This is a genomic window from Butyrivibrio sp. (assembly GCF_015056685.1).
GTDB lineage: Bacteria > Bacillota > Clostridia > Lachnospirales > Lachnospiraceae > Butyrivibrio.
Map to the genome: position 1 here is coordinate 18,872 of NZ_SVFW01000014.1, position 25,224 is coordinate 44,095.

20 protein-coding genes are annotated in these 25,224 nt (G+C 40.5%); 3 read left to right on the forward strand and 17 right to left on the reverse strand.

Annotation, left to right across the window (positions count from 1 at the left end; genetic code table 11):
- Position 1 precedes the first annotated feature (1 nt).
- From E7303_RS06745 to E7303_RS06815, 15 genes are all read right to left on the reverse strand, one after another.
- Positions 2-844, reverse strand: coding sequence for an NAD(+)/NADH kinase (locus E7303_RS06745; RefSeq protein ID WP_292144440.1), 843 nt, complete (start codon positions 842-844; stop codon positions 2-4).
- Positions 845-846: 2 nt separating this feature from the next.
- The gene (locus E7303_RS06750; RefSeq protein WP_292144441.1) at positions 847-1,761 is read right to left on the reverse strand and encodes a TlyA family RNA methyltransferase; all 915 of its coding nucleotides are present in this window, start codon (positions 1,759-1,761) and stop codon (positions 847-849) included.
- Positions 1,762-1,766: 5 nt separating this feature from the next.
- The gene (gene dxs / locus E7303_RS06755) at positions 1,767-3,617 is read right to left on the reverse strand and encodes a 1-deoxy-D-xylulose-5-phosphate synthase (protein WP_292144442.1); all 1,851 of its coding nucleotides are present in this window, start codon (positions 3,615-3,617) and stop codon (positions 1,767-1,769) included.
- Positions 3,618-3,675: 58 nt separating this feature from the next.
- On the reverse strand, positions 3,676-4,620 hold the full coding sequence (locus E7303_RS06760; RefSeq protein ID WP_292144482.1) for a polyprenyl synthetase family protein: 945 nt from the start codon (positions 4,618-4,620) through the stop codon (positions 3,676-3,678).
- Position 4,621: 1 nt separating this feature from the next.
- Positions 4,622-4,855 (reverse strand): exodeoxyribonuclease VII small subunit, encoded by a 234-nt coding sequence (xseB, locus tag E7303_RS06765; protein ID WP_292144443.1) that lies wholly within the window; start codon positions 4,853-4,855, stop codon positions 4,622-4,624.
- The gene (gene xseA, locus E7303_RS06770) at positions 4,839-6,062 is read right to left on the reverse strand and encodes an exodeoxyribonuclease VII large subunit (protein WP_292144444.1); all 1,224 of its coding nucleotides are present in this window, start codon (positions 6,060-6,062) and stop codon (positions 4,839-4,841) included. Before xseA ends, xseB begins: the two co-directional genes overlap by 17 nt.
- Positions 6,052-6,453: a transcription antitermination factor NusB gene (nusB, locus tag E7303_RS06775; protein WP_022775833.1), complete on the reverse strand. Its 402-nt coding sequence runs from the start codon at positions 6,451-6,453 to the stop codon at positions 6,052-6,054. The genes xseA and nusB overlap by 11 nt, the downstream gene beginning before the upstream one ends.
- Before the next feature lie 31 nt (positions 6,454-6,484).
- Positions 6,485-6,838, reverse strand: a complete 354-nt coding sequence (locus tag E7303_RS06780; RefSeq protein WP_292144445.1) for an Asp23/Gls24 family envelope stress response protein — start codon at positions 6,836-6,838, stop codon at positions 6,485-6,487.
- A gap of 151 nt (positions 6,839-6,989) precedes the next feature.
- Positions 6,990-8,480 carry a transglutaminase domain-containing protein gene (locus E7303_RS06785; RefSeq protein ID WP_292144446.1) on the reverse strand — a complete coding sequence of 497 codons (1,491 nt, stop codon included), beginning with the start codon at positions 8,478-8,480 and terminating at the stop codon, positions 6,990-6,992.
- A 27-nt stretch (positions 8,481-8,507) separates the two neighbouring features.
- Positions 8,508-10,112 (reverse strand): peptide chain release factor 3, encoded by a 1,605-nt coding sequence (locus E7303_RS06790; protein WP_292144447.1) that lies wholly within the window; start codon positions 10,110-10,112, stop codon positions 8,508-8,510.
- Between the two features lie 145 nt (positions 10,113-10,257).
- A complete protein-coding gene (locus E7303_RS06795; RefSeq protein ID WP_292144448.1) occupies positions 10,258-12,348 on the reverse strand; it encodes a polyribonucleotide nucleotidyltransferase in 2,091 nt (696 codons plus the stop codon).
- Positions 12,349-12,616: 268 nt separating this feature from the next.
- Positions 12,617-12,883 carry a 30S ribosomal protein S15 gene (rpsO, locus tag E7303_RS06800; RefSeq protein ID WP_022775827.1) on the reverse strand — a complete coding sequence of 89 codons (267 nt, stop codon included), beginning with the start codon at positions 12,881-12,883 and terminating at the stop codon, positions 12,617-12,619.
- A 160-nt stretch (positions 12,884-13,043) separates the two neighbouring features.
- Entirely contained in the window at positions 13,044-14,738 is a 1,695-nt protein-coding gene (locus tag E7303_RS06805) for a phospho-sugar mutase (RefSeq protein ID WP_292144449.1), read from the reverse strand.
- 84 nt (positions 14,739-14,822) lie between these two features.
- A complete protein-coding gene (locus E7303_RS06810; protein WP_292144450.1) occupies positions 14,823-16,139 on the reverse strand; it encodes an ATP-binding protein in 1,317 nt (438 codons plus the stop codon).
- A gap of 2 nt (positions 16,140-16,141) precedes the next feature.
- Positions 16,142-16,870 (reverse strand): LytR/AlgR family response regulator transcription factor, encoded by a 729-nt coding sequence (locus E7303_RS06815; RefSeq protein ID WP_292144451.1) that lies wholly within the window; start codon positions 16,868-16,870, stop codon positions 16,142-16,144.
- Between the two features lie 109 nt (positions 16,871-16,979).
- Here E7303_RS06815 and E7303_RS06820 point away from each other — a divergent pair, with 109 nt between their 5' ends.
- The 3 genes from E7303_RS06820 to E7303_RS06830 all read left to right on the forward strand — a co-directional run bounded on the left by E7303_RS06820 (position 16,980) and on the right by E7303_RS06830 (position 21,601).
- Positions 16,980-18,773, forward strand: a complete 1,794-nt coding sequence (locus E7303_RS06820) for a leucine-rich repeat domain-containing protein (RefSeq protein ID WP_292144452.1) — start codon at positions 16,980-16,982, stop codon at positions 18,771-18,773.
- A 206-nt stretch (positions 18,774-18,979) separates the two neighbouring features.
- On the forward strand, positions 18,980-20,293 hold the full coding sequence (locus tag E7303_RS06825) for an MBOAT family O-acyltransferase (RefSeq protein WP_292144453.1): 1,314 nt from the start codon (positions 18,980-18,982) through the stop codon (positions 20,291-20,293).
- A gap of 111 nt (positions 20,294-20,404) precedes the next feature.
- The gene (locus E7303_RS06830) at positions 20,405-21,601 is read left to right on the forward strand and encodes a hypothetical protein (RefSeq protein ID WP_292144454.1); all 1,197 of its coding nucleotides are present in this window, start codon (positions 20,405-20,407) and stop codon (positions 21,599-21,601) included.
- Positions 21,602-21,689: 88 nt separating this feature from the next.
- Here the strand turns inward: E7303_RS06830 and E7303_RS06835 are convergent, their stop codons facing one another.
- Complete coding sequence (locus E7303_RS06835; protein WP_292144456.1) at positions 21,690-22,118, reverse strand: hypothetical protein; 429 nt, start codon at positions 22,116-22,118, stop codon at positions 21,690-21,692.
- Positions 22,119-22,131: 13 nt separating this feature from the next.
- Positions 22,132-25,224 (reverse strand): beta-glucosidase, encoded by a 3,093-nt coding sequence (locus E7303_RS06840; protein ID WP_330601637.1) that lies wholly within the window; start codon positions 25,222-25,224, stop codon positions 22,132-22,134.

Here is a 25,224-nt window from a genome sequence, read left to right on the forward strand (position 1 = left end):
TTTATCTGAATTTTTCCCCCAGTACTTCCAAAAAGCTAACTCTGTTTAGTTTTAAGATCTTAGTAGTCTTACTGGATTTCTTTATACCGATCCTGTCCCCGGTAGTCATCTCTATTATTCCGCTTCCGTCAAAAGAAGCAACGACCTTCTGGTTTATACCATCTCTGAAGCCGCCAATTCCAACCTCAATCTTGGTATCAGCTGATAAAACAAGGCTTCTGGAATTAAGCGTATGAGGACAGATAGGAGTTATCAATATCATATTTGCAGAAGGCTCAACGATAGGGCCACCTGCTGACATATTGTAGCCGGTTGAACCTGTCGGAGTAGAAATTATGATTCCATCTGCGTGGTAATTGCACAGCAAAAGATCATTGACATAGATCTCATAATCTACGGCTTTGATAGATGAATATCTGGTAATTGCGATATCGTTTAGACAATACCCCTCCTGACCATTCATGCTTCCATAGAGCATCATCCTGTCTTCTATCTCATACTTTCCTGCAAGAATCCTTTGAAGAGCGTCGTCAATACCACTCTTTTCAACTTCAGCCAGATATCCCAGTGTTCCAAGATTAACACCAATAAGAGGAATATCAAGGCGCGCTGCACTTCTTGCAGCCTGAAGCATGGTCCCGTCTCCTCCCAGCACTATACAACAGTCTGAATCTTCCGGTATAGAGCTTTGAAACTCTTTACCTGTGTGCTTGTCATCACGGATCTTTGTGCTCTCTGCGATAACACATTCTTTTCCGTTCTTTTCAAGATATTCTTTAATGTAGTTTGTGATGTCAAGATTGACATCCTTGCTTCTGTTTGTGACAATGCAAAAATTGTGCATCTTTATTCCCCAGCATTTTTATCAAGTTTTCCATGAGCTCTGAGAACAGTTTCTGCTATGAGACTCTCCATATCAGGTTCATGGGATATTCCACTTTTTTCAAGAACAACTTCAGATAACTTCTTTTCGCCATCAGCCTCTGACAGCTTTCCTGCCACATCATTCTTTTCAGGATTTTTCCTTATATGTATAAGGTACTCAATATTTCCCTCGGGTCCCTTTATAGGAGAAAAATCAAGGTGGAGAACGTCAAACCCTGCTATTCCTACAAAGTCCATGATCCTGTGAATTACTTCCTCATGAACTTTAGGGTCCCTGACTACGCCTTTTTTGCCCACTTTATCTTTGCCCGCTTCAAACTGCGGCTTGATAAGGCATACCATTTCTCCATTATCCTTTAAGAGCCTTCTGGCCGGAAGAAGTATCTTGGTAAGTGAGATAAAAGAAACATCGCAGGATGCAAAATCAAGGTCATCCTGTATATCATCCCTCACCATATACCTGAAGTTTGTTTTTTCCATGCAGACAACTCTCTCGTCGCTTCTAAGCTTCCAGTCAAGCTGTCCATGCCCAACATCCACTGAATAAACCTTTGTGGCTCCATTCTGCAGCATGCAGTCTGTAAATCCACCTGTGGATGCCCCTATATCCATACATACTTTTGACTCTAAAGAAAAGCCAAAACTATTAACTGCTTTTTCAAGCTTGAGTCCGCCTCTGCTAACGTAAGGAAGCGTATCCCCCTTCACCTCAAGGCTTGTTATCTTGGCCTCATCGAAGGTTGTTCCGGGTTTATCTTCTCTTTGTCCGTTGACAAAAACATCACCTGCCATGATAAGTGCCTTTGCCTTTTCTCTTGAAGGAGCAAAGCCTCTGTCAACTAAAAGGACATCAAGTCTTGATTTCTCTTTTGCCATAAATATTACCTTTGTATCTCTTTCATGATTCTGTCTGCTATAGACTGTGCATCAATTCCCAGTTCTTTTCTGAGTTTATCAACATTTCCGTGAGTTACGAATTTATCAGGTATAGCAATCTGCAACACGTTGCAATCCAGCCTGTTCTCATCAATATAGGCTCTGACCTTCTCGCCAAGGCCGCCACTTGCCACATTCTCTTCCATAGTGACAAAGAGCTTGTGGTCTGAAGATGCAACATGAATATAATCAGTATCTATCGGCTTAGCAAATCTTGCATTAACAAGAGTACACTTAAAGCCATTATCTTTAAGGATCTGTCTTACTTCTTCACCTATCTTAACCATACATCCAAGTGCAAAAAGACATATATCTTTTTCTTCATAGATAACTTCACACTTGCCAGCTTCCACAGGAGCTCTGAACTCCTTAAGACCATCATATGCATTGCCCCTCGGATACCTGATTGCAATCGGTGCTCCATAGTTTACGGCAAACTTGAGCATATCTGAAAGTTCCCATTTATTCTTGGGAGCACAGATAGTCATGTTAGGCATAGATGAAAGATAGGACAGATCAAATATTCCCTGATGGGTCTCACCATCGCTTCCTACAAGTCCCGCTCTGTCAATTGCGAAAACAACTGGTAGCTTCTGAAGACATACATCCTCCAATATCTGGTCATATGCCCTCTGAAGGAATGAGGAATAAACTGCAAAAACAGGCTTGTAGCCGCCGGCTGCCATTCCGGCTGCGAAAGTTACTGCATGCTCTTCCGCTATTCCTGCATCAATAAATCTGTCAGGGTACATATTCCTGAATCTCTTAAGTCCTGTTCCGTCAGCCATAGCCGCAGTTATGGCAACAACCTTGTCATCCCTGTCGCCAAGCTTGCACATAACAGTACTGAAAATATCCTGATAATTGGATGTAGTCCTTGGATTTCTTGGAAGACCATTTTCGACAATAAATGGTTCGGTACCATGAAACCTTGCAGGATGCCTCTCCGCAGGTTCATATCCCTTGCCCTTCTTGGTCATAACATGGATCATAACGGCTTTTTTGACCTTTTTGGCTTCTTTTATAACTTTCACAAGCTCTGCCGTGTTATGGCCATCAACAGGTCCTAAGTAGGTTATTCCAAGGTTTTCAAATACCATTCCCGGTACAAAGAGCTGCTTAAAGCTGTTCTTGGCCCTTCTGATATTATCAACCACTTTTGTATTGGTTCGAAGCTGGGCGTAAACATCCTCTTTCAGATTCAGATAACCTTCCGCTGTACGCACTGAATTGAGGTATTTTTTCATACCTCCAACACTCTCAGAAATAGACATCTCATTATCATTGAGAATGATAATGAAATTGGTCTCAAGTTTTGCTGCATTATTTAGCGCTTCATAAGCAAGCCCACCTGTCAGTGATCCGTCACCAATGACAGACACTACAGTATAATCCTCTTTCTTAAGGTCTCTTGCCTTTACCATTCCAAGACCTGCAGAAATAGAAGTTGAACTGTGTCCTGTATCAAAACAGTCTGTGTCTGATTCGCAGCGTTTAGGGAAACCGCTCATTCCACCAAACTGTCTTAAGGTATCAAATTTATCTTTTCTTCCTGTAAGAATCTTGTGCGTGTATGACTGATGCCCAACATCCCATATTATCTTATCTTTTGGAAGATCAAGCACAACATGAAGTGCCATAGTAAGTTCAACAGTTCCAAGATTAGAAGCCAGATGACCACCTGAAACAGAGATCTTTTCAATCAAAAAATCTCTTATCTCCTGGGCCAGCTCAGGATACTTAGACTGGGGAATATTCTTTATGTCGCCTGTTTTATTTATCTCATCTAGAAGCATAACTTCCACCTACCTAATTTCGTTATACTACAGCAGATTATTCTGCAAACTATAGAAATTACTTCTTTCTGTAGATCATATACTGAAATAATTCATCTAAAAATGAATTATCAAAATTCATTTCCTCAAGACTCTTTGTAGCCTCTTTTGTAAGTTCTTTTACCTTTGCCTTGGCATTTTCCATTCCATAAAGGGCTACATAGGTACTCTTTCCGTTCTTCTCATCAGAGCCTATTGGCTTTCCGAGTTCTTCAAGAGTTCCCTCAATATCAAGGATATCATCCTGGATCTGGAAGGCAATTCCAACATTGCTTCCGATCTTCTCCATCTTTTCAACCTGTGCTCTGTCAGCTCCGCCTAATACAGCTCCAACCATAAGGCTTGCTTCTATAAGCGCTCCGGTCTTGTTCTCATCAATATAGAAAAGAACATCTTTCTTTTCACTATCTGAGAGGTCCGTTGAATTCTCTGCCATAATATCAGCACACTGACCGCCCACCATTCCGTAGACACCTGCCTTAGTAGCAAGGATGTTCAAAGCAGCCAGATATCTGTTTTTGGTATCTGCGTCATAGTCAGAGAGCTCTTTTCCTGACATAGCACCCAAAATAGCTGTTTCAAAAGCATAGTTTAAAAGACCATCCCCTGCAAGAGTCGCCATTCCTGCACCATAAACAGCATGGGTTGTCTTGCGTCCTCTTCTGTATTCATCGTTGTCCATAGCAGGAAGATCATCATGAACAAGAGAATATGTATGGATCATCTCGATAGCTGCCAAAAAGGGCTTGATGACGCTATCATCTGCTGAATCTCCTGCAAACATCCTGTAGGACTCAAGCATCATTATAGGCCTGATCCTCTTTCCTCCGGCCAAAAGGCTGTAATTCATCGCCTCTAAAACCTTCGCTGCATAGCCTTCCTCTTTAGGAAGAAAAGTCTTTATAATATCTGAAACAAAAGCTGCCTTTTCACTGAGGCGCTCTTCAAAACCTGCCTTGCTCATCTTACTCAAAATCCTCCAGATTGCCATCTGCTGCTATTTTCTGAACCTTCTGCTCAACTTTCTCGATAGCCTCATGGCAATACTTTAGAAGTTCCATTCCCTCCTGATATTCTTTAAAAGAATCCTCTAAAGAAATATCTTCTTTATCAAGAGCCTGTATTTTCTTTTCTATCTCAGAAAAAGCTTCTTCTACTGTAAGCTTCTTTTCTTCTGCATTCTCACTTTTCTTTGCCATACGATATTTCCTTTGTTCCAACAACAGTACTTCTTATGATTCCATCTGTAACGTATATGTTAAGTTCATCGCCTTCACTAACTGACTCAATGCTTTTGACATTATCTCCTGCCCCATTTGAGACATAAGAATATCCGCCCATTAGTCTGTTAAGTGGCGATAAACCCTTCATCTTTTCTATATCGATATTTAATCTGTGCCTGTACTCTGACAGTTTTCTATCCATCCTTGAGTTTAGGGCATCACCAAGTTTATCAATTCTAAGAAGCCTGTCCCTGACCTTATTCATAGGACTTAAAAGTCGTAGGTTCTCTTTTAACCTGTCCTCTATAAGTTTCCTTGCTCTTATCCTGCTTTCCATGCTCTTGGTAAGAGTAAAAGCATAATCCTCTATATCCTGAAGGAACCTCTCGTACTCGTACACTGCAAGCTCCGCTGCCGCAGAAGGAGTCGGTGCTCTTCTATCAGAAACATAATCAGCTATTGTTGTATCCGTCTCATGACCAACTGCAGAAATGATAGGAATAGGGCAATCGAAAATAGCCTGTGCTACGTTTTCTTCGTTGAAAGCCCAAAGATCTTCTATAGAACCTCCACCACGTCCAACGATCATGACATCAACATTTTTCTCTGTCAGAGCCTGTATTCCTCTGACTATACTCTCAGAAGCTTCTGCACCTTGTACTATGGCGGGATAAAGAATTATTTGAATATGCGGATTTCTACGGGTAGCCACATTTATTATATCCCTCACTGCCGCACCAGTAGGAGCTGTAACTATTCCAAGAGTTTTTATATATTTGGGAATAGGCTGTTTGTATACCTGGTCAAACATGCCAGATTCAGCCAGTCTTTTCTTGAGTTCTTCATATTTTTCATAAAGAGCTCCGGCGCCGTCAAGCTCTATCTTTCTGGCATAAAGCTGATATTTCCCGTCTCTTTCGTATACATCAACAGTTCCGCTGGCCTTTATCTGCTGTCCCTCTTTCATCAAAAAAGAAAGACCGCCTCTTTCCCTGTCACCGCGGAACATCACACAAGAAATAGCACCACCGGCATCCTTCATAGTAAAGTAAATATGACCGGATGAGTGGTACCTTAAATTGCTCACTTCCCCTTTTATGGTAATAGTCCTTAAAAGGAAATCCTGAGTAAACATATTCCTGATGTAAGAATTAACCTGTGTGACTGTATATTCACTGCGCAAATTTAGCTAACACTCCGTTTACAAAAGCAGGTGATCCATCCTGTCCAAACTTCTTGGCAAGTTCTACTGCCTCATTTATAGCTACACCTGTTGGAACGCTGTCATCGTATTTTATCTCATAGACAGCAAGACGTATGATAGTAAGATCAACCTTCGCCATACGCTTTGTATCCCATCCTGATGTGGCACTGTTTATTGCCTCATCGATCTCAGGAAGCTTTTCTGCGATCTTCTCATATTTTTCTCTGATCTGATCAGCATCCTTTTTAGAGAACTCTTCATCACTTACAGTTGTAAAGAGCTCTTCCTGCTCTGCCATCTCTTCGATGGAATTAAATTCAACACGAAAAAGCAGCATAAAAATCTGCTCTCTCAGTAAACTTCTATTCATCACGTTTTTCCTATTCTATAAAAGTGTTTTATCACGCCTTAGGCATTGTAATACCAGCTATTCTGATATTGACGTCTGTAACTTCAAGGCCTGTCATATTTTCGATTGAAGCCTTGACCTTTGTCTGTGCCTGCTGGCAAGTTGCCGGAATATTATATCCATAAGCCATCATAAGTGCCAGATCAACCTGCACCTGAGATGCACCTATTACGACCTTTGCTCCCTTTGTAAGGTTCTTACGGCTTACCTTTTCAAGGGTGTCACTTGTGTAATTGCCAGCCATAGCTGAAACGCCATCAACTTCAAGTGCTGCAAGAGCCGCAATTCTAGCTACTACATCATCTGCAATCTTAACAGATCCAATCTCTGCAATTTCTTTTCCCATAACTTGTCACCTCATTTATTCACAATCATGAATTATTATACCACAATTCTAAGTTCGAAAATACCTCACTAAGAATTCTGGTATCCTTATCGCTAAGCTCGACAATACCTCGCTAAGCGAATCAGTATACCACAATTCCCACAATTCCACATCACAGCCAAAAGATGATTGTCTTGGTATCTGCAAATGTTGTATAGGATACTGAAGCTGTATCCCCCTGCAGATAATCAAAGACTTTTCTGTCTGTTATCAGCTGCGCGAACATACTGTCATACACATCCTGTGAAGCACACTTCATAGTCACATTATTGCTGCCATCATTGTACCTGCGATCAAACAGATCCTTCACAAGAGACATCTCAGCGGATGTGAAATACTCATCCTCTCTGACATAGTAATTATCTGCCATGCTCGAGCAGTTAGGCATATATATTTCATCAGAGATAGTGTGATTCCTGATAATATCTGAAGTTGTCACATTAAGATAGTCATAATTTATGGCAGGAAGCTTGGTTGCGTCCGCACTCTCACCATTTGTTGTCTGGTAAGAGGAATCTCCCCAAGTCACATCCACATAGTAATATGCATTATTACACTTCACAAGATTCCAGGCATGCCTGACACCTTTAGAATTCTTGGTATCTACGGTTCCGGTGACCAGAGTACAGTCAATCCCAAGCTTGTTAAGAAGGAGCTGTGCTGCCTTTGCATAACCATTGCATACGCTTCTGCCATTCAAAAACACAGAGCATATATTCTGATTATCAGGAGCTTCTATATCATACTCAGTATTAGTGATCAGGTAGTCATATATATACTTGATTGCATAATAGTCATCTTCTGAGGAAGGCGCATTGGCAAGGCATCTGTTAACAGCTTCATTTATCTGCACCTTTTTTGCCTCAGCCTGTTCCTTACTGCAAGTGTAATTGCCCGTAAAAGAAATCTTGGTGATCACGTTGTCGATCGTATAGTTGGTATAATGATATCCATCAACGTAAAAAATCTCCGGATGATCTGCCATTACATAGTTAAAAACCTGCTCTATGGCATCGTCACTTGTAGTTGAGACAATAACATCTGCAGCAAGATTCTGCATTATTGTAAGCAGCTCAACATACAAAGTCTTCCCTGCTTCAGTAAGCCTTTCATATGCATAAAGCCCTTCCTGACTCTTTTTTATCGTCTCTATTCCCACAGGAGAAAGTCCAATTGATTCCCTGACCCTTTCATCTTCATCATCAGATGCTTTGGATAAGGTACCCCCAGGGCTCTGCTGCTTTTGTTCCTGCACAGCGCTTGACTTACCGGATGAAGCATCAAGAGAACTATCTGATGAGCTCGCCTCTTTTGAAGCTTCCTCTGCTCCCGTTTCTACTTCTGCAACGACTGTAGTCTCACTAGATGCAGCCTGATCTGATACTTCATAAGCGGTATCACCCGTTTCAATTACAGTTTCAGGCACCAGATAAGTGCTGTCAGTAGTTGAAACAGGATTGTCCAATTTAGGATCTTTTAGCCCCAAAGCTTCCAGATAGTCATCAAAGCTTTCATACTGACACCCTGAAAGACTGCTTGTCACAACTCCCGCGGCCATAATCGCCGCCATTATTCTCTTAACTCTTCCAATGCCTTTTCTCAAGTACTCCCCTCCAACTTACGATAAGCATTAGTTCTTTTTGAACTCAGAAAGAATAAGTCCTTTATTTCTCTCCATTGTCATTCCAACACTCCACTCGTTAATGAACAAAAGAAGTGGTCTGTCATGCATATCCTTGATCTTCTTCATATCAGAAGTTCCAACAAGTGTAGACATATCGATATCCTCATTGTCTACCCATCTGATGTACTCGTATGGAAGATTCTCAAGGATTATATCAACATTGTACTCGCTCTGGAGTCTGAACTTCAATACATCAAACTGAAGAACACCAACTACTCCGACAATTATTTCCTCAAGTCCAGTGTTGTACTCCTGGAATATCTGGATAGCGCCTTCCTGAGCTATCTGAGTGATACCCTTTACGAACTGTTTACGCTTCATGGTATCTACCTGACGTACTCTTGCAAAGTGTTCCGGAGCAAATGTAGGGATTCCTTCGTATACCACATTGTCTTTTGGCATACAGATCGTATCACCAATAGAGAAAATACCCGGATCAAATACACCCATGATATCACCGGCGTAAGCCTCACTAAGTATCTTTCTCTCATCAGCCATAAGCTGCTGAGGCTGTGAAAGTCTCATAACCTTGCCGCTCTGCACATGCTTAACTTCGTTGTTGGCATCATAGCGTCCTGAACAGATTCTCATAAAAGCGACTCTGTCTCTGTGAGCTTTATTCATGTTAGCCTGGATTTTAAATACAAAGGCTGTAAAATCTCTCTCAAATGGATCAATAAGCTCTCCGTCTGAAGACCTACGTCCTGTAGGAGGAGTGGCCATTTTTAAGAAATGATGGAGGAAAAGTTCTACACCAAAGTTCTGAAGAGCTGATCCAAAGAACACAGGAGTAAGTTCACCTGCTCTTACTTTTTCAAGATCATATTCAGCGCCTGCTCCGTCCAAAAGCTCTATTTCTCCCTGAAGCTTTTCAAAAGCATCCTGTCCGATCTCACTGTCAATAGCAGCTTTATCATTAAGATCTATGAAAGTTTCTTTTCCTTCCTTAGTTCCCTTCTGTGTCTCAGAGAATGTAACTATATGGCCTTCTCTTCTGTCATAGATACCTTTAAAATTCTTACCTGAACCAATTGGCCAGTTCATAGGGCATGTAGCGATTCCCAGGTTATTCTCGATATCATCAAGAAGATCAAAAGTGTCTTTTGCATCACGGTCGAGCTTATTTATAAATGTAAAGATTGGAATATGACTCATGGCGCAGACTTTAAAAAGCTTTCTTGTCTGAGCCTCAACACCTTTGCTGGCATCAATGACCATGACAGCTGAGTCAGCAGCCATAAGTGTTCTGTATGTATCCTCTGAGAAGTCCTGGTGTCCTGGAGTATCAAGGATATTTATGCAACATCCTTCAAAATTGAACTGCAGAACTGATGAAGTAACTGAAATACCTCTCTGTTTCTCGATCTCCATCCAGTCAGATACAGCATGTCTGGCTGTAGCCTTACCCTTAACGCTACCAGCCATATTAATAGCTCCACCATAAAGCAGGAACTTCTCGGTAAGAGTTGTCTTACCTGCATCGGGGTGGGAAATAATCGCGAAAGTACGACGCTTATTTATCTCATTAATTGTTTCTTTTGTATTACTCATAGCTCAATCCTTTATTACTTTAAATAAGACCGGTATGCATAACACGCCGGTCTTAAAGAATATACGTTAGATACGGAAGCTCTGCTCTCACTTCGTTCGCCAGAGCAAGCTTCATACTAAATTCGACTTACGTCTCATTAAGTATTCAGCTTTTAGGGCAATCCTTGATTGAGAAGCTGATTCTTCCCATCTTATCCTTGCCAAGGCAGATTACCTTTACAGTATCGCCAAGTGTAAGAACATCTTCTACATGGTCGATTCTCTCTTTAGAGATCTTGCTGATGTGGACCATGCCCTCTTTGCCAGGAGCAAACTCAACAAATGCGCCGAACTCTTTGATGCTTACAACCTTACCTGTGAAGATCTGATCCTTCTCGAAATCTGTAACGATCACATTGATCATGTTAACAGCTTCATTGATCTTATCCTGATCTTCTCCACAAACAGAAACCTGTCCGTCATCTGTAATATCAATCTTAACGCCTGTTCTAGCGATGATTTCATTGATTGTCTTTCCACGCTGTCCAACAACATCACCAATCTTCTCAGGATCGATCTGCATAGAAACGATCTTAGGAGCGTACTTGGATACTTCCTTACGAGGTTCAGCAATTGCCTTGCTCATGCACTCATCCATGATGAAGAATCTTGCTTCACGGCACTGCTCAATAGCTGTCTCAACGATAGGCTTTGTAAGACCGTGGATCTTGATATCCATCTGGATAGCTGTGATACCGTCTTTTGTTCCTGTTACCTTGAAGTCCATATCTCCGAAGAAGTCTTCAAGTCCCTGGATATCTGTAAGAACGATGAAATCGTCATCTGTATCTCCTGTAACAAGACCACATGAAATACCAGCAACCATCTTCTTGATAGGAACACCAGCAGCCATAAGTGACATACATGATGCGCAAGTTGAAGCCATTGATGTTGATCCGTTAGACTCAAATGTTTCTGATACGGCACGGATTGCATATGGGAACTCGTCAACGCTAGGAAGAACAGGAAGAAGTGCTCTCTCAGCAAGTGCGCCGTGACCAATCTCTCTACGTCCAGGTCCTCTTGAAACCTTTGTCTCACCTACAGAATATGCAGGGAAGTTGTACTGGTGTACATATCTCTTATCAGCTGCAAAGTTGTCAAGACCTTCAACCTTCTGAGCCTCTGAAAGAGGTGCAAGTGTTACAACATCACAAATCTGTGTCTGTCCACGAGTGAACATAGCACTTCCGTGTACTCTAGGAATAAGATCAACCTCAGCTGAAAGTGGTCTGATCTGCTTTATGCCACGTCCGTCTGGTCTCTTGTGATCTTTAAGGATCATCTTACGAACTGTCTTTTTCTCGTACTGATAGATTGCTTCACCAAGGATTGCAAGCCACTCCTCGTTGTCAGCAAACTTCTCTGATAGTCTATCTGTAATCTCAGCGATGTTTGCTTCTCTTGTCTGCTTATCATCTGTAAATACAGCCTTTTCCATCTCTTCTGGTGGAACAACTTCCTTGATAGCTGCAAAGAGTTCTTCAGGAACTGCACAGCTTGTATATTCGTGCTTTGGCTTACCAACCTCAGCTACAATACCCTTGAAGAATTCAATGATCTGAAGGTTAACATCATGTGCCTTGTAGATAGCTTCCTTCATCTTCTCTTCAGGAATCTCGTTGGCACCAGCCTCGATCATGATTACTTTCTGTCCAACAGAAGCAACTGTGAGCTTAAGGTCACCTGTGTTCCACTGCTCCTGTGTAGGGTTAACGATGAGCTCACCGTCGATCATACCGATCTGAGTCATAGCACATGGGCCATCGAAAGGAATATCAGAAATTGAAACTGATATTGAAGCGCCAAGCATTGCAAGAAGCTCCGGACGGCACTGAGGATCAACTGACATAACCATTGTCTCGATTGTTACGTCATTTCTGTAATCCTTAGGGAAAAGAGGACGCATAGGACGATCGATAACGCGGCTTGTAAGAATAGCGTTCTCAGAAGGCTTGCCCTCTCTCTTGTTGTATCCACCTGGGAATTTACCTACAGCATAGAACTTCTCATTATACTCTACTGAAAGTGGGAAGAAATCTACTCCATCCCTTGGCTTTGCTGAAGCTGTTGCTGTGCATAAAACTGTTGTGTCGCCATACTGCATGAAGGCGCATCCGTTTGCCTGTTTTCCTACTTTGCCGATCTCAACCTTAAGTGTACGTCCGGCAAGTTCCATTGAATAAGTCTTTACCATTTTTTCTCCTTCTACTGCTCATCCGCAGTCCTTCATCTACAAATTCAAAAACATACTCATATACGACTGTTTCATTGAATTTTTGTACTTCAGGTGCGTGTGCAGCTTAAACATTATTATTGATATATGGTTTTCAAGGTCATAATAAAAATCACGCATGCATAATCTTTATTATAACTTTGAATCCATATATCTTTGTTATAAAAATACAAAAAACGGAATAGGCTGATGATAATACATCAGCCTTATCCCGTCTTCTTTTAACAGATTACTTTCTAAGACCAAGGTCTGCGATGAGCTTACGATAAGCTTCGATATCCTTTTTCTTGAGATATCCAAGAAGGCTACGTCTCTGACCTACCATCTTAAGAAGGCCTCTTCTTGAGTGGTGATCCTTAGGGTTCTTATCAAGGTGAGCGTTAAGCTCCTTGATTCTCTCTGTAAGAATAGCTACCTGAACTTCTGGTGAACCTGTGTCTCCAGCTGTTCTTGCGAACTTGCTGATTACTTCTGTTTTCTTCTCTTTTGAAATCATTTCTTTTCTCCTTTAAAAAATAGTATTTCCTCCTAATACGCAGACAAAGGTTGGAGTATCCTGCATCCGAGTATAAGGTAGTCTGTTACAGTTGTCTGAACATTAAGTCAGCAACTAACACATATTAACACATAAAAACAATTATGTAAAGTGCAGAATATCACTCTACACTGTTGATCAGTGCAAATATCTCTTCTTTTATCTTCTTATTTGTCTCAAGGGCATTTTCTCTGCTGTCCCTGTTTGAATAGAAGTAGAATTTGATCTTAGGCTCTGTACCTGAAGGTCTGATTGCAAACCAAGAACCATTATCAAGGAAGAGTCTTATCGCATTCTGGGCTGGGATATCCTCATAGCCGTTAATATAATCGATAACTTTTTCTACCTTGGCTCCTGCAACTTCTGAAGGGATATTTTCCCTGAACCACTTCATCATGCGCTGAATACGCTGCGCTCCCGGGATTCCTTCGAGAACAATGTTTGGTTCATCCTCTGCAAAGAAGCCATACTTCGCGTAGATTTCCTGAAGTACATCCCAGAGTGTCTTGCCCTGTTTTCTATAGTAAGCTGCTGCCTCAGCAACAAGCATACCTGCTGAAATTCCATCCTTATCACGGATATCCTCGCATACCGCATAGCCAACTGACTCTTCGTAGCCAAAAAGATATGTGTATCCATTCTCATGAAGATAAGGAATCTTACCGCAGATGTTCTTAAATCCTGTAAGAGTTTCAAACATCTCAACTCCATAGGCCTTAGCCATGATTGTTGAAAGAGTTGATGTAACGATGGACTTAACCATAGCTCCCTTAGCAGGAAGTGTTCCGGCGTCCTTTCTTCCCTCAAGAACATAATTAACAAGAATATATCCTGTCTGATTGCCGTTAAGAGGAATATATTCTCCCTTATCATTTCTGATCTCGATAGCAAATCTGTCTGAATCAGGGTCAGTTGCCATTAAAAGCTCTGCTCCAAACTCTTTTCCATACTGCTCAGAAAGTTTAAACGCCTTAGGATCCTCAGGGTTAGGGTATCCAACTGTTGTGAAATCAGGATCTGGATTTTCCTGTTCAGGAACTATCTTCCAATTGTTAAATCCCCTGTCTGTAAGCATCTGTCTGAATGGAATAGAACCACATCCGTTAAGTGGTGTGTATACAAGAGGAATCGAAAGATCAAGTTCATCACCTTCGTGAATAGCCATACCTTCAATCTTGTCCAGGTATTCTCTATCATACTTCTCATCAAGAATTGTGATCTTACCCTCTTTTACAAACTGATCAAAATCACCTTTTTTGATGCCGTTCCACATATCTACAGCTTCGATCTTCTCTGTCATACCGTCTGCAATTTCAGATGAAACCTGACATCCATCATCCCAGTATGCCTTGTATCCGTTGTACTCTCTAGGATTGTGAGAAGCTGTAATGTTTATACCTGATACAGTACCAAGTCTTCTTATCATAAATGCAAGCTCAGGAGTAGGTCTAAGGTCAGGGAATGTATAAACCTTAATTCCGTTAGCAGCAAAGATGCTGGCTGCAAGCCTTGAAAACTCCTTTGAAAAATGTCTTGGATCATGGGCAATAACTACACCCTTTTCCATGTTTTCTTTGCCTGAAGCCACGATATAATCGGCTACACCCTGAGTTGCCTTACCAACTGTGTAGAAATTCATTCTGTTGGTACCAGCTCCGACCTTTCCACGAAGACCTGCTGTACCAAAGGCCAGATTCTGAAAGAATCTCTCCTCAATCTCAGTGTCATTGTCCTTTATCTCTATAAGTTCTGCTCTGAGCGGATCACTCTCAGGCAACTTTTCAAGCCATTCGTTATATCTTTCTTTGTAATCCATATTTACCTCCTATGATAAAAAAATTAACATATACTATTATGGCAAAAATGTCAAAAAAATAACTTTGCTCTGCTTTATATTTTATCATTTTTTCAATGGAATCAAAATTCTAAGTTCAAACCATCCATTCTCAGCCTTGATGGTGGTACTGCCGTCATATTTCAGGACAGTTTCTTTTATACCCTTTATTCCAAAACCGTGATATTCCTTATTCTTTTTAGTTGTCTTTGGAATTCCGTTTACCATTTTGATCTCACCCTCATAGCAATTGCTGATAAGGATGTGAGCAAAACCCTTTTGACCGGAGATCACCACATGGATAAGTCTTTTTTCTTTGTCGTTGATCTTCTTGACACTTTCAATCGCATTGTCTATAGCATTTCCAAAAATAGTGCTTATATCAATTTCATCAATATGCTCAAGAAGCTTACCATCAGCAACTATAGAAAGTTGAATACTATTCTTTTGACAGATAAGGGCCTTAGTTGTAAGTATGATGTCTAAAACCTCATTGCCGGTTTTGTTCTGGGCTTCGTAGCTTTTTATCTCTTCTTCCATCTTATCGAGATAAGCATTTCTTTTGTCCGGGTCAGACTGCGCACGCAGCACCGCTATCTGATGCTTTAAGTCATGATATTTCTGATTTACTACTTCTATGCTTTCTTTTCCTATGCGGTAGTTGTTGTACTGCATCTTGAGCATATTTCTCATAGCTATACTCTGTTTCTCCGCATAAAGTTCCCGCTGCTGATAATGATATGCTGTCTGAATAGCCACTCCCGCAAGATAAACAAAAGTCCTTACATTAAACTGATCTGCCTGGGAGCTGCCGCCGAATGGGGATCTAATGTCAGCATAGCTAATAGATGACAAGATATAGATAAAATAAGCGACAAGCACACTTATTACAGCTTCCATTGGACTTATCCTGACCAGGGAGCCTTCATCAAAGTCACTTTTATCCATGAAAAAAAATATCCCATAGATGATGATATAGTCACAGATCATTATCAGGATCATCTTCCAAAATGCATTCAGATTACTGTTTTGTTCAGACATAAAGCTGTACAATTGCCAAAAAAATGATGCTGAAAAACCCGCCAGCAAAAAAGCTCTCGAGCAGTAGTAAAGCGAATTGTAAACTCCTGAACTACTCAGCAAAAGCATAAAGCCAAACATCATGACTGCCGAAATAGCCATAAACACATTGAACAAAATCCCATCTTTTCCACCTGTAAGATGCATATACAACACTATTACAGGCAAAAAGAGTCCGCACAAAGCTACATGTTTTTTTAATTCAAATCTATGCTGCATATGCTGCAAAAACAGCACGCATGCGCACCAGTCCGCAACCGCAGTGCATATTCGCGGGATATTCCCGCCTAGATCAATCCCCATAATTAACCTCTGACTTCACTCATATAATTATTCAGTGCATCAACAAATGCTCGTTTTTGGCTCTTGCTGACAGGAATTCTCTTTCCATCCACGATAACATCCATTCCATCAATTTCATCCACGTACTCCAGATTCACCATGAATCCCTGACTGCACCTAAATAGCATCTTGTTTTCCAGCTTACTCTCAATCTTTTTCATTGAAGAGGTTATTCTAAAATTCTCCATTCCTTCTTTCAGATGAAAAACAAGTTCCCTTCCCTCGACCTCAATATATACAAGGTTGTATAGATCGATCTTGTATGCATAGCCATTTCCTGACAAAAAGATATATTTGTGCTCCCGCTCCTTCATCCTGCCTATCGCCCTGTCGATCGTCTGTGAAAAAGGAAAATAATTGACCGGCTTTAATACATAATCCAGTGCATCAACCTCGTAGCCTGATATGGCATATTGCGGCGCATTGGTAATAAATATGATCACAACTTTTCTATCGTACTGTCTTATTATTCGGGCGGTTTCCATTCCGTCCATAAATTTCATCTCGACGTCCAATAAGATAAGGTCAAAACCTGAACTTGTCTTACCGGAAAGCTCCGTAGTCAGGTCACTTCCATCGGTATATTCCGTAATAAGAAGCCTGTTTCCTGATTCTGCCTCATATTTTTTCAGATACTCCAAAAGAAGCTCTCTGTATTTTTTATCATCATCAACTACTGCTACGCTTATCAAAACGACCTCCAAATAAGCTTATACTTGATATCACATGTTTAATCACACTCAGTTACCATATTATACGAATTTTATTGACCATAGAAGTGATTTTTTAGATAATTGTCTCATGAAAAGAAAAATATGGTTTGTAAATTTAATATCTCTAATGATCGTATTTCTTTTAGCGTCATGTACCTTCTCTGATAATGCTAAATCCACCGATTCTAAAGACAAGATAAAAATAATCATCGAAGATAATGAAGACCTTATATTATCTACAAATTGTTTCGAGACAACCTATGATTCAGATCTTCACTTACAGCTTTTCCCCAAAGATGGCTACAAAATATCCGGATGCGACTACAGCGACTATGATATCGAAAGATCAGACAACTACTATAATATAACACTTCACAATGTAAAATACTCCAGCGTAGTTTCTATATTTACATCTATTGCTCCTATCAAAGCAAGCTATTGTCTTGATTCCTATTCTTTTACCGACTATCCCGATGATAGTCATATAAAGATAAACACCTGTAAATATGAAGATTCTTTTACCAAAGACGGCTACACCTTATATGCCTGGAGCACATCAAGAGAGGGCCGCGAGAATGATATAAGTCTCGGAAGCCGCATAAATAAAGAAATCCTGAGCTCATCCATCCTGTATGGACAATGGGCAAAGTGGACTGATCCTTTGCTATTTGAATATGAACTCCAGGGCGACAATGCACTGATAACAGGTTTTAAGGGTGAGGCAAAAGAGCTTGTTATACCGAGCAAGATAGCTGGAAAAGTCGTTACAAAGATAGCTGAGAATTCCTTTAAGAATCTGGATATCAAAAAAGTAATCCTTCCACCTACCATAAAAGATATAGAAAATGGCGCATTTTGTGATTGTCAGTTGGAAGAAGTGATTCTCTTTGACAATATTGAAAAAATATCCGACTACTCATTTAAGGACTGTAATAGCATTAAAACTCTCAGGATAAATGCTGCTTCAGCTCCAGTCTATGCCGGAACTTATTACGCAACCTTCCCTGATAAAATGGATTACCTTCAGTCGCTTTCAAGTGACTATCCAAACATGAAAAAGCTGGTTCTTTTTTCAGGCTCCTCTACTCGATTTGGCTATGACTCTCTCATGCTTGAAAGTGCTCTGCCAGAATACAAGGTCGCAAATATGGGCGTCTTTGCTTATACCAACGCTCTCCCACAGCTTGACCTTATTTTGCAGTATATGAATTCAGGGGACATTCTTCTTGATTCACCGGAATTTGACGCATCAAAAAGGCAGTTTTGCGTCACGAATAAATTTGATGACAAGTTCTTTAACCTGATTGAAGAGGACTATTCACTTATAGAAAAGCTCGATCTTAGGGATTATACCGGAGTCTTTTCCGCATTTGGCCAGTACCTTTCAAACAGGCACGGGATTGAGGAAAAAAGCTATGACCTCTCTCCCTCAGACTATGACGAGAACTTTAATCCTATTGCGGAAAAGAGCTACAACCTTCAGGGAGATTATTGTCTGTACAGGCCAAATGCAGCAGATGACACCCCGGTTTACGACCTCCCCGTGGATTACACCATTGATGCTTTTCCAAGGGAGTATATCAGTTCCTTAAATAGTGAGGCTTCAAAGTTCACTAAAAAAGGCATCTTATTCTTTTTTACCTATGCTCCCAGAAATGAAAGTGCCATTTCCGATTCCAGCACCCCTGATAAGCGAAAAGAGCTGGATGAATACTTTAGAGAGACACTAGAAATACCGGTTATTTCAGATATAGCAGATTCCTTATTCAGAGGGAAATACCTATTTGAAACTGACAACCATCTCTCTACAGAAGGCGTAAAAATACGAACTCAGAATATCATTAACGATCTTAATAAAGCTCTTAACAAGGAAGGCGATTAAAATGTTTAAAGCACTGCTTCTTTTCATAATTCCTATACTTATCCTTTTTATGTTATTTAAGGGCTTCTCCTACCTGAAAATAGCTCTGGTTTTGATGAACATAATGCTGATACTTGCGGCAATACATCTGGTGATATCTGCAAAAACTGGTGATAAAGGACGGAATATGTAAGATGAATTTCCTATCTCTGTGTTTTTTAGGAGCCATGCCGCTTCTATTTATCTCATATAACCACATACCTGTCAGGTTTCGCGCCTTTCTCCTTCTTGTTGCAAGCTGGGGATTTTATCTCTATGGAAGCCCTGAGTCTTTTTGGATTCTTTTACTTGTAACGCTTATTTCTTATATCTTTGGAAAAGAGCTTGAAAAGAAAAAGTCAGTTTTCTTACTTACAACAGGCATAACTTTAATACTCTCATTTTTAGTTGTATTCAAATACCTTGGACTGAGGCTTTCTCTGCCTGTAGGTATTTCCTTTTATACATTTCAGACGATCTCATATCTGATCGATGTTTACAGACAAGACTCCCACGCTGAAAAAGACCTGCTTAAATACGCTCTTTTTGTTTCATTTTTCCCTCAGCTTGTTGCAGGTCCTATTGAGCGCCCGGGAAAACTTATTCCACAGCTAAAGTCCTGCGAAAAAGCATCATCATCTCAGATAAAGGATGGTCTAACACTTCTCTGCCTTGGATATTTTAATAAGGTAGCAATAGCAGATTTTTTTGCACCACTTGTTGATGCAGTATTTGATAATCCAGACCTTGCCTCCGGCCCATCAGTTTTATTTGCATCGATTCTTTTTTCATTGCAGATCTTTGCTGACTTTTCCGGTTACAGCGACATTGCAAGGGGAAGTGCCAAACTATTCGGTATAGAACTTAGCCTAAACTTTAATCACCCTTATTTGTCAGACTCTCTGCGAGATTTTTGGAAAAGATGGCACATGACCCTCACAAGATGGCTTACGGACTACATATACATTCCTCTTGGCGGCAACAGAAAAGGTCAAATGCGCCTGGTACTTAATACTCTCATAGTTTTTATAGTCAGCGGCATATGGCATGGCGTGGGGCTTAAATTCATTTTGTGGGGACTTGGTCATGGACTTATTGTTTTGCTTGAAGACATTGCCACTGTTAAGAGATTTAGGGGCAGATTACCAAGAATCCTAAGAATCATCGTCAATTTTCTGATTGTAAATTTCCTGTGGATATTCTTTAGGGCAAAAAGCATGACCGTTGCAGCAAGTTTGATAATGCAGCTTCCGCGTAACTGGTCAAATGCTCTTGATAATATCAGAGACACTTACTATATGGCAGGAATTCCTTTTGATGTCGGTATCCTGTTTACAATTACCGGAGTTTTATCATTATATCTTTTGCCAAAATACCTTGAGAACAAAAAGATCATCGGTAAAGCTGCAGTTATTATCATAATGGCCATGGCTGTAATATTTACTAGAATGTATCAGCTAGAATCCGGCATAGAAAATGCGTTTATTTACTTTAGATTTTAAAAGGTGTTTTATATGAAAAAGAAACTATTTTACCTTTGGGCATTACTCCTAGTCCCTATCGTTTTACTGCTATCAGTGTTTTGCCTTCCCTCCCAATATGAAAAGAGCTACATGGGCGAACTGAAATACAAATATAACCGTTTAAAAAACACTGATGGAAAAAGGATCATCATTGTTGGCGGAAGTGGAATGGCATTTGATGTAGACAGTAGTTTGATAAAAGAGAACTTTCCTGAATATGAAGTGGTAAATCTAGGTATGTATGCTGCTCTTGGAACAGCTTCTGTCCTTGATATGGCAATTTCCTACTGCCATGCTGGAGATATTATTATTTATGCCCCGGAGCAAAACACCCAGCCATTATCAATGTATCTCGGCAGTGACTTTGCCTGGCAGGCTCTTGACGGTGCTTATTACATGCTCCCATTCTTTATGATGTCAGAAAAGAATATATCCCTAATGGCAGCTGCATTTCCAAGATTTGCAGTACAAAAACTTAAGCTTTTTGTGACAAATTCAGCCCCCGACCCTGATTCAGTTTATAGAAAATCTGCATTCAATGAGTATGGGGATATTGCTGATGATCTCCCACAGAACACCATGCTAAATGGCTTTGATGAAAACACTGCTGTTTCCTATGATACTTCAGTTATACCTGCCGATTATGTTTCATACCTCAATGAATGTGATAAAAAAGCTACGCAAAAAGGTTCTACTCTTCTTTTTACTTACTGCCCTGCAAATAAAGCTGCAGTTGTAGGCGCTAAAGAATCTGACTTTGAAAATGCTATTGATGGCTATGACCTTTTTCTCAGAAATACTCTTGCTATTGAAGTTATAGGGAACCCTTATGACAGCATCATGGATAAGGAATGGTTCTACGATACAAACTTCCATCTAAACAGCAACGGAAAGAAGCTCTATACAAGGCAGTTTATAAGGAATCTCAAAGCCTATCTGTCAGACTCATCTGTAACAGCCATAGATATTCCGGATAAGCCATCTCTCTTATACGCAACCGATACAGAAAAAAGAGTCCTTTTAGCCGGCACCTACTCCGGTAACACCACAATCACTTCCATCACAGTAGGCGATGACATATCTATGATTGAGGACTACGCCTTTAAAGGCTGCGCATCGCTTAAAGAAATTCATATAAAAAATACTGTCCCATCTTCACTCCGGATAGGACAGCACCTTTTAGATGGCACTGATGCCAATATTTATGTTCCCGCAGAAGCTCTGTCTCTCTACAAAACCGACTACCGCTTTTCAGTCTACTCATCCAGAATTTATGCTGAAAAGTAGTAGCGGGCGCAGTCAAAATTTTGAACACTAAAAAACTCCCTATAATGGTTAGTTCTCTTAAGAGTCTTACCATTATAGAGAGTTTTCATTAATTCTCAGCTACTTTTTTCACATCAAAGAATGCACTGATAATTCCTACTATAGCTGCTACGATGATCGCTGCTATTGCTACAACTGCACTAGACATATCTGACATGTTCTGAGCATTGTTTGTAAATGTCATTATGGCAGCCATTCCGTTTATTCTTGTGTTGAGAAGTGTAATGCCTCCAACAAAAAGACAAGCCGGTGCGATCACAGGTAATATATCTGTCCATGAAGGTGATACATCTCCAAGTGTCATCCAAAGGACCAAGGCCACTATTGCAATTGCAAGTGAAGCAATAATTGTAGTGTTTTTTCCAAGGTTTGAAAAATACGCTGTGTTTGTATTGATTATGTAAGCTACAAATCCAACAATCGCAAGGATAAACGTTATGCAGCTTGTTATCATTCCTTTTCCTAATTTCTTATTCATACTCTGCCTCCTATCAGTCCTCTTTTTTGCGGGCTGTATTTGCATACAAACCAATTCCACATACTACTACAAGTCCAAATATTATTGAAAGTACTGTAAGAAGGTTGTCATACCATGTTCTTACGCTTTCAAGTCTGGAATTAGAAACAAGTCCATCCATAGCATTTGAATTAGCAATAGCATAGTTCTGCATCTTCATGCAATCCTTCAGGGCCTGCATAAGAGTTGCATCCTTGGAAACATTATCAAGTGTCCAGTAAGAATATGTAGAAGATACTGCATCCATTGTGTTGTCACCGGTATTACATGACATTGTTACACCATTCTGAACAGCTTCTTTTAATACTACATAAGTAGGATCCATAATAAAGTCTTCAGACATAAGTCCGTAGAATCCCCATTCATTATGAAGAATATTCTGTAAAAGACCTGCATGAGCATTAGCAGGTGTTATACCTACACGGTTGAAGGCTGTCATTACACCGAGAACTTTTCCTGTCTCGATAGGAGCCTGAGTTGCTCTAAGTTCCTGCTCACGAGCCTTTTGCTCTGTCATAAATACTGAAACACCGGTTCTGTTGACTTCTGTATCATTGAATGCAAGGTGCTTTGTAGCTACGATCACACCATACTTCTGAGCTGCAGTTGCTTCAGCAAGTCCAGTGAAGGATGAAAGTACAGGATCCTCAGAATAATACTCATGGTTACGAGCATTGTAAGGAACTCTGTGGATGTTGTTTGATATTCCCCACCAAATTGTAAGGTTTGACCAAAGTGAGTAGTTACCCATTACTGAGCCATACTCAGAAGCAAGGTTCTTGTTAAATGTCTGGGCAATAACTGTTGCATTTGCCATAACACCTGCCTTGTAGCCTGCATTCTTATCATTTGCATCAATAGCACAAGGATCATCTGAAGATGTATCTGTGTTAGCATACTGGCTAAGTGGATATGAGTAAATTCCGTTTGCACCATCATTCTGAATTACTTCAGGAGAAGAAATAGAATCAATAGTCTTTGTACTTGTTCCACCAAAACCTGTTCTGATCATTGCTTCTGAAAGAGTGATCTGATCAATTAAAAGATCCCATCTCTCGTCGTTTATATCTGTAACTCCCTTAAGATCAGCAAGCTTAAGTCCGTTATCAGCGCCAAATACTACTGATGATGGATCGCCGTTTGCTGTGATCTCATAAGTATCATTGTCAAGGATTGCCAGCATCTCATCTGTTGCTGTAAGACCTTCGTATGTCTTTGGCCATGTTCCTGCCCAGTCATTTCTTGTAAGGTATGTTACTGTGTCAGGAAGCCAGTTATTAAGATCCATATCAGAAAGCTGGTTTTCTACAGGAGTTCCGTTTTTAGTTGTTGCAAATGTAGAGCCATCAAACTCTGATAAAGTCCAAACCTTTACATTCTCAGCATTTCCATCTTCTGTCATGCCATCAGCAACAGTCTTGCCCTGTGCCGCAAGAACGTTATTAAGAGCTTCGTGAGCGCCATTTCCAACTGTGAAGTAATAGTCACCTTCATCAAGAATGTAGCAACCTGTTGTGCCTGTAGCATTTGATGCTGTGCTATCCCAGCTTGTCATGTAATCCATATCAGCTTCAATAGTTACAGTTTCTGAAGCACCTGGCTCAAGAACGCTTGTCTTGCCGTAATCAAGAAGCTGGATCGCACTCTTTTCAATTCCATGTTCAATGTCATACTGTGTATATGGAAGAGAAACATAGAGCTGAACAGCATCCTTACCAGCTCTTTCACCTGTATTTGTAACAGTAACCTGAGCTGTAACCTTTCTGTTTGCAGTATCTACATCAAGGCTGTCAATTGTCTGCTCAAATGTTGTATATGAGAGTCCATAACCAAATGTATATGTTACTTCGTCATCGTAGTTCCATGCACTGCCTGTGCTGCTGCCAACTGTATCATTAGCATTGCCCTGACCAAGAACCACATCTGCGTAACGTGTCTCATAGTACTTGTAACCAGTGTAGATACCCTCTGCCTCAACAAGTGCATCGTTGATATAAAGAGTGTCATCAGCATTTGTCCATCTGAGGTCACCATAGTTCTGAGCAGCAGGTGAATTTGCAGCTACTACTGCATATGTATCTGTAAGATGTCCTGAAGGGTTAACCTCACCACTTAAGATATCTGCGATTCCATAAAATCCATATCCGCCAGGAAGACCAATCTGAAGGATTGCATCTACACCCTCATTATCCTGAAGCTCCTGCACCTCCATTGCACTTGAGTTATTTAAAAGAACTATTACCTTACCGCCATTTGCATTCTTTGCATCAATAGCAGCCTGGATCAGATTTCTCTCATCATCTGAAAGTCCCAATGGATCAGTCTGACCAAGTTTCTGAGAGGAATCAACACCATCCTGACCAGGTGTGTAGTTCTTGTTCTCACTGCCACTTCTGGCAATTGTAACGATCATTACATTATTTTCTGCAAGAGAATCCTTCCAAGTTGAATCTGCGCCATTTAAAGCTTCCTGTGAAGGCTCTTTGCTTGTAAACTGTGCTCCGATCGCCGGTGCTGTCATAGTATAATATGTTGATGTACCGCCCCAGGTCTCAACTTCTGTCTTAAACGTCTCTTTGAGCTTCTCATACATATCCTGAAGCTGTGTATTTACGACAAATCCCTTAGCTTTTAAAGCTCCAACAAAATCAACTGTGTCAGCATCTGTGCCAACATTTGGTGTAAGGGATGAACCCATATCACCACCCTGAACAGGGTAATAACTTGAAAATCCTAAAAGACTTACCTTTTTAGTTTCGTCAGATGTAAGCGGAAGTGCACCATTGTTCTTTAAAAGAACACTTCCTTCTTCACTCATTCTTTCTCCAACATCTGCAATAGCCTGAACAAGTTCAGTTGTATTGGAATAATCTGATGTATATGTGTACATATTTGATGTATCCACATCTCCATCTGTTACGATTTTGGTACTTGATGTACCAAGGAACTTATCTATATCAGTTCTGTGATCATTTACAACAGATGTAGCTGATACAGTAAGTGCCAGAAGTGCTGCTCCAGTGGCTGACATTCCCCTATAGAGCGATATTTTTTTGCCTTTACTCAT